This is a genomic window from Coprococcus intestinihominis, from assembly GCF_040096555.1.
Classification (GTDB): Bacteria; Bacillota; Clostridia; order Lachnospirales; family Lachnospiraceae; genus Coprococcus_A; species Coprococcus_A intestinihominis.
On record NZ_JBBMEK010000084.1, the window covers coordinates 1 to 12,075 of the forward strand.

Annotated in this window: 11 protein-coding genes; all 11 read left to right on the plus strand. The window is 44.1% G+C overall.

Going from position 1 to position 12,075, the window contains the following annotated elements; all coding sequences use genetic code 11:
- A partial coding sequence (locus WMO25_RS08195) for a SpaA isopeptide-forming pilin-related protein (protein WP_349084913.1) occupies positions 1–4,154 on the plus strand: 4,154 nt, incomplete at its 5' end.
- A gap of 88 nt (positions 4,155–4,242) precedes the next feature.
- Positions 4,243–5,403 (plus strand): methionine adenosyltransferase, encoded by a 1,161-nt coding sequence (gene metK, locus WMO25_RS08200; RefSeq protein WP_147591779.1) that lies wholly within the window; start codon positions 4,243–4,245, stop codon positions 5,401–5,403.
- Positions 5,403–6,380: a DUF3991 and TOPRIM domain-containing protein gene (locus tag WMO25_RS08205; RefSeq protein WP_147591781.1), complete on the plus strand. Its 978-nt coding sequence runs from the start codon at positions 5,403–5,405 to the stop codon at positions 6,378–6,380. The genes metK and WMO25_RS08205 overlap by 1 nt, the downstream gene beginning before the upstream one ends.
- A gap of 6 nt (positions 6,381–6,386) precedes the next feature.
- Positions 6,387–7,133 carry a hypothetical protein gene (locus WMO25_RS08210; protein ID WP_147591783.1) on the plus strand — a complete coding sequence of 249 codons (747 nt, stop codon included), beginning with the start codon at positions 6,387–6,389 and terminating at the stop codon, positions 7,131–7,133.
- 20 nt (positions 7,134–7,153) lie between these two features.
- Positions 7,154–7,957: a DNA-methyltransferase gene (locus WMO25_RS08215; protein WP_330670155.1), complete on the plus strand. Its 804-nt coding sequence runs from the start codon at positions 7,154–7,156 to the stop codon at positions 7,955–7,957.
- Positions 7,958–8,038: 81 nt separating this feature from the next.
- The gene (locus WMO25_RS08220) at positions 8,039–8,362 is read left to right on the plus strand and encodes a DUF7768 domain-containing protein (RefSeq protein ID WP_015513330.1); all 324 of its coding nucleotides are present in this window, start codon (positions 8,039–8,041) and stop codon (positions 8,360–8,362) included.
- 138 nt (positions 8,363–8,500) lie between these two features.
- A complete protein-coding gene (locus WMO25_RS08225) occupies positions 8,501–8,671 on the plus strand; it encodes a DUF3789 domain-containing protein (RefSeq protein WP_117482321.1) in 171 nt (56 codons plus the stop codon).
- A complete protein-coding gene (locus WMO25_RS08230) occupies positions 8,650–8,958 on the plus strand; it encodes a plasmid mobilization protein (protein ID WP_024852688.1) in 309 nt (102 codons plus the stop codon). Before WMO25_RS08225 ends, WMO25_RS08230 begins: the two co-directional genes overlap by 22 nt.
- Positions 8,959–8,964: 6 nt before the next feature.
- The gene (locus WMO25_RS08235; protein ID WP_007884624.1) at positions 8,965–10,254 is read left to right on the plus strand and encodes a relaxase/mobilization nuclease domain-containing protein; all 1,290 of its coding nucleotides are present in this window, start codon (positions 8,965–8,967) and stop codon (positions 10,252–10,254) included.
- A 2-nt stretch (positions 10,255–10,256) separates the two neighbouring features.
- The gene (locus WMO25_RS08240) at positions 10,257–11,063 is read left to right on the plus strand and encodes a PcfB family protein (RefSeq protein WP_007884625.1); all 807 of its coding nucleotides are present in this window, start codon (positions 10,257–10,259) and stop codon (positions 11,061–11,063) included.
- A 5-nt stretch (positions 11,064–11,068) separates the two neighbouring features.
- On the plus strand, positions 11,069–12,043 hold the full coding sequence (locus WMO25_RS08245; RefSeq protein ID WP_349084916.1) for an ArdC family protein: 975 nt from the start codon (positions 11,069–11,071) through the stop codon (positions 12,041–12,043).
- Positions 12,044–12,075 lie beyond the last annotated feature (32 nt).

Here is a 12,075-nt window from a genome sequence, read left to right on the forward strand (position 1 = left end):
AAACCAGTATGGAAGGAATCCATTATGATGCAGAAAAAGAGGATGTTACGCTTGTAAGTATCAAAGATGAGAATGGTGGAGAGTATCATTCTGACAAATCAGGAACATATATTGCCACTTATATGGTCGTACCAAAGGATCAGAGTGACAGCTATACCATCACCCGGAAAGTGACTCTGACGGATACAGAAGGTCAGGCACATTCCGAAGAAAATGGTGGAGAGAAACAGAAGTCAGATACAGAATCTGAAGATGATTCGGATTCGCCTGTGCAGAACTACACAGATGTAGAAATTGAAACATCTGAAGAAGAGGCATCTGCACAGGCAGTCAAAGAACTCAAAGAGGATATTGAAGAAGGAAATGTCATGGTACTGTCTGCGGCTGAAAGAGCCACAAGCAGCGGTTCAACAGTCACACTGACAAAAGGAAGAACGATCTATTATCCAAGTTATCTTGGAAATTATCTTACGTGTCTGTTTACCGTAAACGGAAAGATCGCATACTGTCTCCAGTCCCAGAAAGCATCCCCACCGAGTGGAAGTTATGTGGCACAGGTACTGGACAGCAATAAAAATTTGCAGAAAGTCCTTTACTATGGCTATGGCGGGGCAGGAGATCTGACAGGAAGTTATCTGTCCGGGAAATCAGAGGATGAAAAGTATGTGTATACGCATATTGCAGCCAGCTACGCTTACGCAGGAGAAGCCGGATTTACCGGATGTAATTATAATGACCTTGTAAATGCAGGGGTTATCGCATATATCAATTATCTGTTCGGACAGGAAGAACCGCCAAAAGGTGAACTGAGCTTTTCAAGCACAAAGCTGAATGCAGTACGGGATGGAAACATCCAGAAAACACCAAATATCACACTGTCTGGAGATCACAGAAACTATGTGACATTGAGTGTGCCGGAAAATGTGACTGCACATAATCTTTCTAAAGGAACAAGTGTTACAAATGGAAAAATCCAGATTTATGGTGGAGATACATTCTATCTGTCTGCGGATTTATTACTGACAGGCAGTTATGCTTCCGGCAGCTTATATGGTTCTGTCGGAAAGACATGGAGAACGCTGGTGCTGACAACCGGAGATTCCAAGCAGGATATCGGTGTATTTGAAAGCGAAACAGCAGCTCCGGTAAGTTTCAGTGTACAGTGGCTGAATATGACACGCATTGAGTTGATGAAGAAAGATATCAATACACAGAACCCACTATCTGGAGCAGTTTACGGTATTTACACCGATAAGAAGTGCGAAAATCTGCTAATGACGATGACTGCAACCGGAACAGACGGAAAAGCAGTCAGCGATTATTTTGATGCCGCACTCAAAACTGTGTATGTAAAAGAAGTGACTGCACCGACCGGATATAAACGGAATCAGGAAGTCTATCAAGTGGATGTTGCAGCCGGTAAGACATTGACGGTAACAGCAACGGATGAGAGGGTCACTGGAAAAGTAAAGATTGCAAAGATTGATAAGGAAACATTTGCATTCCAGCCACAGGGAGACGGCGCTCTTCGAGGTGCTGTGTATGGTCTGTATGCCAAAGAAGATATCGTGCATCCGGATGGAACAACAGGAGTTCTGTATAAACAGGACAGCCTGATCGCGCAGGGAGTCATCGGAGATGATGGAACACTGGAGTTTTCAGAATTATACCTTGGAGAAATGTATGTAAAAGAAATCACTCCACCGGAAGGATATACACGGGATACTACAAAATATGAAGTATCCGTAACTTATGAAGGTCAGGACGTTGCAGAAGTGACAAGAGAGCTTACGGTAAAAGAGCAGGTAAAGAAACAGGCATTCCAGTTGATCAAAGTCAGTGAAGATGGAGAGCAGACAGAAACAGACCTGGTTGCAGGAGCAGGATTTAAGGTATATCTGATCAGCGACCTGACACAGGTGAAAAATGGGAAACTGAAACCGTCCAATGGAGAAAGCTACACGGCAAGTGATTTCAAGAATTATGACTTCAGCAAAGAGCAGGTGGCAGTCACCTATGAGAATGGAACAGCTGTACCAGTGCCGGAACTGATCACGGATACAAAAGGATATGCAGTCAGCCCGGAACTGCCGTATGGAAGTTATGTTGTAGTGGAAAGCACTACCCCGGAGAATCTGAAAACCATTGATCCATTTGTTGTAAATGTGGAAAATGACAGCAGAGAACCTATGCAGTGGAGAGTGTTTGATGACCGTCCGTTTGAGTTCCTGTTAAAAATCGTGAAGAAAGATGCACAGACTGGGAATACTGTTTTAAAGGCAGGGGCATCTTATAAGATTTACGATGTGACAAATAAGAAATACATTGAACAGGTCGTTCAGTATCCAAAAAAAGAAAAGATCAGCGTATTCCAGACCAATGAGGAAGGATATCTGATCACACCGCAGGAACTGAAGTGCTCTACCTACCGAATCGAAGAAGTGAAAGCACCGGAAGGATTTGTAAGACAGGGAAGCGAAGAGTCCCTGTATGATGGAACAACGATTATTTCACCATTAGAGCAGACTACAAAAGGAACATATAAAGAAAATCCACAGAGCGGTATTGTAATTACAGTATCCTCAAACACTGCACATCAGATTGATCCAGATACAGGAGCAGCGATTGTAGAGGTAGAACAGAAAAACGATGAACAGGTAGGAAGCCTGCTCCTGACGAAAAAGGGAGAACAGCTTACCGAAGTAACAGGAGATTCTGTTCTGGCAAAAGTAAAAGCACTGGTCTCTAAAGTAAGAAATGCTGTATCTGGTAAAGAAGAAACAGGTATCTATAAAGACTTTAAATATGAAGAAACCGGAGTAGAAGGTGCCCAGTTTGAAGTATATGCCAAAGATACCATCTATTCACCGGACGGAGCAAAGGATGAAGAAGGAAATCCAGTTGTCCGTTATGAGAAAGATGACCTGGTAGCCAAACTGACTACAGATGAAAATGGAACAGCAGTTATCTACAATCTGCCACTGGGAACGTATTATCTGAAAGAGGTTGTAGCAGGAGAGAATTTTGTCCTGAATACAGAACAGAAAGAATTTACCCTGACAGCAGAGGATGATACACAGGCAGTTGTTTATGAAGGCGTTACCTATAAAAATGAAAGACAGAAAGTTTCTGTATCGGTAGAAAAGAAGGATTCTGTCACAGGAGAAAAGCTGGAAGGTGTTATTTTTGGACTGTATGCTGCGGAAGATATCGTTTCTAATCAGGGAGAGGTTCTCGTAGAGAAAGATACCCTGCTGGAAAAGAAAGCAACAGATACAAAGGGAACACTTACTTTTGACAGTGATCTTCCACATGGAAAATACTATGTCAAAGAGGAAGTCAGAAAAGCCGGATATCTTCCAAATGAAGAAGTATGGAATGTAGATGCAACCTATGAAAATCAGAATCTTGCAAAGATTGAACTGAACAAAGAAGTTGAGAATCAGCCGACAGAAACACGTATTACCAAAACAGATGCAACAACCGGAAATGAGCTGGAAGGAGCAAAAATGCAGGTCATTGATAAAGACGGAACTGTTTTGGAAGAGTGGATCAGTACGAAGGAAGAACATGTCATTTACGGACTGCCGGAAGGAAGTTATACCTTACATGAAGAACTGGCTCCTTATGAAGATGGTTATGTGTCTGCCAGCGATGTGACGTTTGAAGTCAAAGAAGATGGCAGTGTGACAAAGGTTGAGATGAAAGACGAATATTCCAAAGTGGAAATTTCAAAAATAGACCTAACAACCGGAAAAGAACTGGAAGGGGCAAAGCTTCAGATCATCCGCAAAGACGGAACTGTTTTGGAGGAGTGGATTACGGATGGAAAGCCACATTCCGTTGCAAAGCTCCCGGTCAATGAAGAACTTACTCTGCGTGAGATCACAGCGCCGGATGGTTACGAGATTGCGGAAGATGTTACATTCACATTGAAAGATACAATGGAAGTCCAGAAAGTAGAAATGAAAGATGCCAGAACACCGGAGAAAACAACAGAAAAAACAAATGCACCAAAAACAGGTGATAACCAGAAAGTATGGCCGTTTGTTCTGCTTGCACTGGCATCTGCCGGAACAGCTACAGGAGTGACTGTATACCGCAGAAAGAAGTCAAAAATGACAGACAACAAAGAAGAAACAGAAGAAAAATAAAATAAAAATTACAGGATAAACCAATCTGACAGGGCAGGAGATGCGCATAGAGCAGCTCCTGCCCTGTCTGTAGATAAGGAGAAGAAAGATGAGACGTTTTTATACAGCAGAATCAGTAACAGAAGGACACCCGGATAAAGTATGCGATCAGATAGCAGATGCAATCTTAGATGAATGTCTGCGTTATGATCCATCTTCGAGAGTGGCATGTGAAGTCCTTGCCACAAGAGGAAATGTGTTTGTGGCAGGAGAAATCAGCAGCGGATATGAGCCGCCAGTATTTGATGTGATCCGAAAGGTTCTGGAAGAATGCGGATATTGTACAGATGGAATAGAAATGGATACGTTTGTACACCAGCAGAGTCCAGATATTGCGAAAGCAGTGAGTGTGTCGAAAGAATTTCGGGATAATATTGGTGCAAAGATAAGAGATAGAAGCAGGGGAGCTGGAGATCAGGGTGTTATGGTCGGATATGCTTGTGATGATACTCCGCAGCTTATGCCAATGCCGACTGTTCTGGCACACCGGATCACACGTGAACTTTCGGCTTGCAGAAGAAGCGGATATATCAAAGATATCTTTTCGGATGGAAAAGCACAGGTAACAGTAGAATATGAAGATGGAAAACCAGTGAGACTGGAAAGTGTTGTTGTTTCCTGCCAGCATGGTGCAGAAAAGAACCTGAAGAAGTTAGATGCCGAGATCAGAGAGAAAGTGCTTCGCTCAGCACTCAGATTACTGCCGCCGGATGAGGATACGAAGATTCTGATCAATCCGTCAGGAAAATTTGTGTGCGGAGGATTTGATGCAGATACCGGACTGACCGGAAGAAAGCTGATGGTGGATACTTATGGCAGTATGGTTCCGCATGGCGGCGGTGCATTTTCGGGAAAAGACTGTTCGAAAGTAGACCGTTCGGCAGCTTATATGGCAAGGTATATCGCCAAAAATATAGTAGCTGCTGGGTTTGCAAGCAAGTGTCAGGTGTCTTTGGCTTATGCAATCGGAGTAGCAGAGCCGGTTATGATTGAGGTAGACACCTTTGGTACAGGAAAAGTGTGTGCGGATGATTGTCTGGCGGCAGCAATCCCACTGGTGTTTGGAGTGACACCCGTTCAGATCATGGAATCCCTTCGACTGAATCGTCCGATTTTCCGTCAGACGGCAGTTTTTGGTCATTTTGGAAGAAAGGAGTTTCCTTGGGAGCGGACGGATAAGGTACTGGCTCTTCAGGATGCAATTCTGTAATGCCCTGGGTAACGGAAGAAGAGATTCAGGCAGCAAAAAATATGACTGCGTATGAGTATTTGCGAACGCATCAGGCACAGCGACTGCAAAAGACAAGGACCAGAAATGAATGGCAGTTGACGGATCATGACAGTTTTAAAATCAATGAACTGTCCAGCAAATGGCATTGGAAATCCAGAGATATCGGTGGCGTGTCCGCACTGCGGTTTCTGATTGAAGTAGATGGAATGAAATTTACAGATGCCGTAAAACTGTTGTGCGAAGAGAGTCCGTCTTTTATTCCGACACAGGCTGTGGAAAGGGAAAAACTGCCATTTAAGTTGCCGGAGAGGTATTGTAATTGCAGACGAATCAGGGCTTATTTAAACCACAGAGGAATCAGCGATGAAGTGATCACATATTGTATTTCACATGAAATCCTTTATGAAAGTGTCCCGTACCATAACGCTGTTTTTGTTGGGAAAGATGAATCCAGAAAAGCAAGATATGCATTCCTGCGAGGAATCTATGAAAAAAACGGGAAGGGATTCAAGATGGAGCAGACCGGGAGTGAAAAAAAGTACAGCTTTTGCATTCCACCTGAAAGAGAAACAAAGCGAGTTGCCGTATATGAAGCGTGTATTGATGCATTGGCACACATGACACTGGAAGAGGGAAATAGGGATAAATATCGTCTTTCCCTTGGGGGAATCGCTGCTCCGAAAGAAAACGCACAGATACAGGGTGAACGTTTTAAAAAGCCGCCGGATGCACTGGAAGAGTTTTTGAAGAACCATCCGGAAATCAAAGAAATTGAAATCTGTACCGATAATGACTTTGCAGGAAGATGGGCGAAAGAACAGATGAAAAAGCATTATGAGGGAACGTATCAGATTATCTGCAATCTGCCGGAAAAAGAAGGGGCAGATTACGCAGACCTTGCGAAAGAAAAAAAGCAGGAAAATAAATGCAGGGACAGACCATTAGAAAGAAGGTGATAGAGAATGGAAGAAAAAGAAACGATACACGTACAGATGTTGACGGAGCTGACTGGAAATCTTTTTTCCGAAGAATCCGAATGGGAAGAAGATTGGTCGGAGAGTGATGAATATGGAATGCCGTTAGATGGAACAGAACTTGCCGATTATGAAGATGCCATCCGAGAAGAACTGGAACGCTATGGGGAAGATGATCTCATGCAGTATTTTGATGGAAGTGAGTCCATTCATGGAAAAATACAAAGTGCAGTTGTTACGATAGAAAACAAAGATGGAATCCTGTACGGCTGTACCAAACTGGAATTAAATGAATTTTTAAGTCAGGAAGAACTACAGGAATTCACCGAATACATTACAGGGCAGTACAGTGACGGTTGGGGTGAAGGATTTGAGCAGAGGGATATCAAGGTAGATGGTGGAATGCTGAATGTGCATTTCTGGCATCCTGATATGGAGCAGCCGAAAATCTATGAAAAGAAAACAGAGCAGATCCCGATAAAGCTTGAGAAACAACGTCCCAAGTTACAACTCCTTGGACATGATGGGAATATTTTTTCCATTATGGGCGATGCCTCAACTCTTTTGAAAAAGAATAAACAGACAGCAGAAGCAAAAGAAATGTGTAAAAGAGTATTGGAAAGTGGGGATTATTACAAAGCACTTTTGATTATCAGTGAATATGTGGAAACCGAGTTGAGTCCACCACCAAAAGAAAATAAAAAGACAAAGAAGAAAAATCAGCCGGAACGCTGAGAAAAGAAAGGATGATGCCTATGACAAATGGCCTGAGTTTGGAAGAACTTATGAAAGAGGGAACATACCCGGAGGAATATGCCGAAGGGAAGAACTGGAAGATTTTACATGGAGATACGCTGAAACTGGTCAAAGCATTCCAGCCGGGAATCTTTGATGCAGTCATTACCGATCCACCGTATGCGTCCGGTGGAACAAAGCAGAATGAAAGAAATCGTACTACAAACCAGAAATACAGCAGTATGAGTGCTGCAAATGCACTTCCGGATTTTGATGGGGACAATAAAGATCAGAGATCATGGACTCACTGGATGGCCGAGTGGCTTTACGATGTGCGGAAAGCCTGCAAGAAAGGAGCTCCGATCTGTCTGTTCATTGACTGGCGTCAGTATCCATCGATTACCGATGCATTGCAGTGGGCAGGATGGATTTGGCGAGGAACAGCGGTGTGGGATAAGGGAAACTCCCGTCCACAGAAAGGCCGTTTCCGCCAGCAGGCTGAATACATTGTGTGGGGCAGTAACGGACCGATGCCAATCAACCGTCCAGTATCTTGTCTGCCGGGCGTCTTCCGATATGGAAATCCGCAGAACCGGATTCATGTGACAGAGAAGCCGTTGCAGCTTATGAAAGATGTCATCCAGATTTGCGAACCGGGAGGTCTGATCCTGGACCCGTTTGCCGGGGCAGGAACGACTGTCCTTGCAGCGGTTATGACAGGTTATCGTGCAGTGGGAATTGAGGTAACAGATGCCTACTACAAACTGGGAAGTGACAGAGTGAAAATTGCATTAGAAGCAGAGCAGAAAGAGGATGAAAAGTAGCCGGGATGTCCAATTGGACATCTTGTTTTTTATAGAGAAAATCAGTGGCATCCAACTGGATGCAGGAAGGAGATGGAGCGTATGGAACAGGCGCTGGCTTATGTGTGCTGTTCAGCAGAAGAAAGCCGGGTAAAAGTGCAGAAATATTGCAGAAAAATCTATGAACTTGGGTATGTACCAATCTGTCCGAGATTTGTATTCTCACCATTCTTGGAAGAGTCCGATGCAGAAGATATGCAGGGATATGGAAGAATGTCCCATATTCTTTTGCGGAGATGCCGGATGGTAGTTGTATGTGGGAAAGAAGTGACAGGAACAATGAATACCGAAATCAGTATGGCAGACAGGCTCCATATCATTTGTACGACACTTGATGGACTGGTGCAGATAAAAGAATCAAAATAAATCAGAATCGAGTTAATCCGGTGCTACAGAAACTGGTGGTACTCGTTTTGCAAGCATAGCGTTTGGATATCCAAACGCACTTTGGGGAGAACCCCAATCCCCCGGACACAGACGGAAATGGAAAGGAAGGATCAAGTCATGTTAAGAAATGGAGTAATGATTGTAATCGCATTGATGAGCGGAGGATTTATAGGAGTGATAGTGACCTGTTGCATGGTTGCAGCGAAAAAATCCGATGAGGAGCTTGGCGATATGATGAAAGAGAAAAGAGAAGGGACGGTGATGCAATGCGAAAACGAAACCATGTGATCCCGGTGCGGTTAAATGCAAGGGAACTCAGGGAATTGGAGGAACAGGTGGAAAAAAGCGGACTGAGTCGGGAAGAGTTTATGCGTTCGCTGATCTTAGGAGCACAGGTACACGCAAAACCTTGTGAACATCACCCGGAACTGCTTAGGAAGATAGCGGGTCTGTGCAATAATGCGAACCAGCTTGCCCATGTTGCGAATGCTTCGGGAATGGCAAGTGAGCAGAGTGTACAGGAAATGCTCCGGCTTACCAAAGAGACATGGCATCTGGTAAAGGAAGAGTGGTAATGACAGATGGCTTATACAAGTGTTATCCCCGTCCACCGCCTGGACCGTTCCATCGAATATGTGAAAGACAAAGAAAAAACCACACAGAAAGCAGACTCTCTGGAGGCTGCCATTGATTATGCCATGAACCGGACAAAGACGGAACAAGCGGTCTTCGAAGATACCATCGGATGCACCAATGAAAATGCGTATGAAGATATGCTGACAACGAAAAAGAGATTCCATAAGATGGGCGGTGTGGAAGGATACCATCTGGTACAGAGTTTTGCAGAAGGTGAGGTGACACCGGAACTGGCACATCTCATCGGGCAGGAACTGGCAGACCGGCTCTTAAAAGGACAGTTTGAAGTAGTCATAACAACACATCTTAATACCAGACACTATCATAATCATATTGTCTGGAATTCTGTAAGCATGGTGGACGGACATAAGTACCATAGTAATGCTAAGAGTTATTATACGGAGATCCGTAAGATTTCCGATGACCTGTGCAGAAAATATGGTCTGTCTATCATTGAATCCAATCAGAAAAAATCAATCCCTTATGTACAGTGGAAAGCAGAACAGGAAGGAAAACCGACATGGAGAATGGCGATCCGTTTGGATATCAGGGAATCGGTACAGGAAAGCTACTCCTGGTTACAATTCCTAAAAGAGATGGAAAAGCGGGGTTATACATGGAAACTGAACAGGAAATACATTTCTTTAAAAGCTCCGGGAATGGAGCGGTATATCCGTCTGCGTTCTCTCGGAAAAAACTATTCCGAAGAGGAAATACGTGGGCAGATACTACAGCCAAAGGTGAAACGAGTCTATCAAAAGGCAGTACAGATTCATCCCAAAAAGAAACTGACCGGGATTCAGGCACTGTATTATTCCTATTTATATCAAATGGGGGTACTGCCAAAAAGACCGAAAAGGAGTCCATACGCTGTCAGAGAGGATATCCGGAAACTGGACCGCAGGATTGAACAGATTGAATTTCTACTGAAACATGACATCATAACCAGAGAGCAGCTTGCCGCGTACCGAGAGCCATTGCAAAAGCAGATTGCGGAACTTATGAAAGAACGCAGAAGATTGTATCGGAATGGGGGCAGGGAGACTGGGGAAGAACGATTGTCCGAAATCAATGAGGAATTGAAGCGACTCCGTAAGGAAGTTCGTATGACCGTTCAGATTGAGAAACATTCCTTGGAAATCGAAGCGAGACTTCAGGAAGCGGAAGAACAGAGCCAGAATGAAAAACGTGTGGAAGATAAAGAAAGAATGCAGAAAAGTCAGGAGGTGAGATAAGTATGAATTACGGAGCAGAACCGGCAGATCAGGTGGTACGGTACAGTCTGGAAGGGATGGAGTATTCGCTGAAGATCACCGGGAATGTAGCAAAGCATGTGGCAGTCTTTATTGCTGCCGCCTTGAAGGACCAGAAAAAGACAAGAGGGAAAACAAGACTTACCAGAATGTTAAAGGAACAGCGCCCGATGAAATTTTTTACCGTTCCGGGTGACCGTTTAAAAGAATTTGCAAAAGAAGCCAAGGCGAGAGGTATCTTATATGTAGTCATCAAAGATAAGGTGAATCCGGACCAGACAGAGGTCATGGTATTTGCAGATGATGCAGCGAAGATGAATCGGGTATTAGACCGGATGAATCTGGATTTTGTAAAAGCAGAATCAGGCTCTATGGTTACGGAAGCAGTGGAAAAAGAGACTGCACCGGAAAAGGCAGAAAACCAGATGGAAAAAGAAACCGGGGAGAATGTACGGACAGAGACCGTTGTCCTGCCGGAAGGCAAGATAGAATTTGAACTGGACGATGCGGAAGAAATGTTCCAGATCGGGGATGAGGCTTTCCCGGAAGGAAATTTTACACAGGCGCAGGAGGGGGAAGAAAAGAATCCATCCGAACCTTTCTCGCGCAACAGAAATACTTCTTCCGATCGGGAAATTAGCTGGAAAGAAAAGAATGAAAAACCATCTGTGCGGAAAGAACTCGGAGATATCCGCAAGGAACAGGAAGAGAAACGTAAGAGGCCGGACAGACGGAAAAATGCCAGAGAGAGCCGGAAGAAACGTAAGAATATGAAAACGAAAGGCAGGTAATGTATATGGATTTAACAGATATGATTTCAGGGGGAACGGAAGAACAGCAGGTTCCTGAACAGAAATTGATGAAAGAAGAATATGCAGCCAAAAAACAGCAGGAAAGAGAAGAGGTATGGGCTGAAGTAGATTCACAGGCACAGGGAGTTTTTCAGGATGGAGAAAAACTGAAAGGCTTTCTGGACTTTATGGCAGAGTGTAATACCCAGAGAACACCGAATCTGCTTTTGATTTACGGACAGCATCCAGATTTTAAGGTGGTAAGGTCTTATGAACGCTGGAGAGAAGAACACCGTTCGGTCAAAGTCGGGGAACATGGCATTACTTATATGATTTCCACTGAATACGAAAAAGACGGAGAAATGCGGAGAGGGTATACGATTGGAAAAGGATTTGACATCAGTCAGATGTCTGGAAAGCCATTGGAAGAACGCCCTCAGCGAAGTCTGACAGAACTGATAGGAACTGTCTTAAAAGACCAGTCGGTACGTGTGCAGATTGAGGATGATCTGCCAGACAAAGTGCAGGCCCAGTACAATCCGAGATACCGTACCATTTATATCCGCAACGGAATGAGTGAAGTAACGACATTCCATGCACTGAACAGAGAACTGGCGTGTGCAGCACTGGACCAGCATACCGGAACCTACAGCCGACAGAAAGTCAGTGCACAGGCTTATTGTGCAGCCTATGTGATTGCGAAACGTTATGGTGTGGATGTTACCGGATTCAATCTGGAGTATATTGCACAGAGAAATGAATGTGGAAAGAAAGATCCACAGGAACTGAGAGACTTTTTAAATGATGTCCGTCAGGCTTCCTATAGTATCCGAAACCATATCGAACGGAATTTTGGTGCAAAGGAACAGGAGTATGTAACCGATGAGTTCGCAATCGGAGACCCTGTAAAAACACCGGAAACCAAGGATGAAAAAGCATCTGGAAAAGAGAAAAAAGCAAAGAACCAGCCGGAACGATAAAAGTGAAAAAGTTGGACGGTTGGAGTAGCTAT

Excerpts from the sequence above, each read along its gene's own strand:
- WMO25_RS08230 (WP_024852688.1), top strand. The coding sequence starts at position 8,650 with ATGCGAAAACGAAACCATGTGATCCCGGTGCGGTTAAATGCAAGGGAA.
- metK (WP_147591779.1), top strand. The coding sequence starts at position 4,243 with ATGAGACGTTTTTATACAGCAGAATCAGTAACAGAAGGACACCCGGAT.
- WMO25_RS08235 (WP_007884624.1), top strand. The coding sequence starts at position 8,965 with ATGGCTTATACAAGTGTTATCCCCGTCCACCGCCTGGACCGTTCCATC.
- WMO25_RS08220 (WP_015513330.1), top strand. The coding sequence starts at position 8,039 with ATGGAACAGGCGCTGGCTTATGTGTGCTGTTCAGCAGAAGAAAGCCGG.
- WMO25_RS08205 (WP_147591781.1), top strand. The coding sequence starts at position 5,403 with ATGCCCTGGGTAACGGAAGAAGAGATTCAGGCAGCAAAAAATATGACT.
- WMO25_RS08215 (WP_330670155.1), top strand. The coding sequence starts at position 7,154 with ATGACAAATGGCCTGAGTTTGGAAGAACTTATGAAAGAGGGAACATAC.
- WMO25_RS08240 (WP_007884625.1), top strand. The coding sequence starts at position 10,257 with ATGAATTACGGAGCAGAACCGGCAGATCAGGTGGTACGGTACAGTCTG.
- WMO25_RS08225 (WP_117482321.1), top strand. The coding sequence starts at position 8,501 with ATGTTAAGAAATGGAGTAATGATTGTAATCGCATTGATGAGCGGAGGA.
- WMO25_RS08210 (WP_147591783.1), top strand. The coding sequence starts at position 6,387 with ATGGAAGAAAAAGAAACGATACACGTACAGATGTTGACGGAGCTGACT.
- WMO25_RS08245 (WP_349084916.1), top strand. The coding sequence starts at position 11,069 with ATGGATTTAACAGATATGATTTCAGGGGGAACGGAAGAACAGCAGGTT.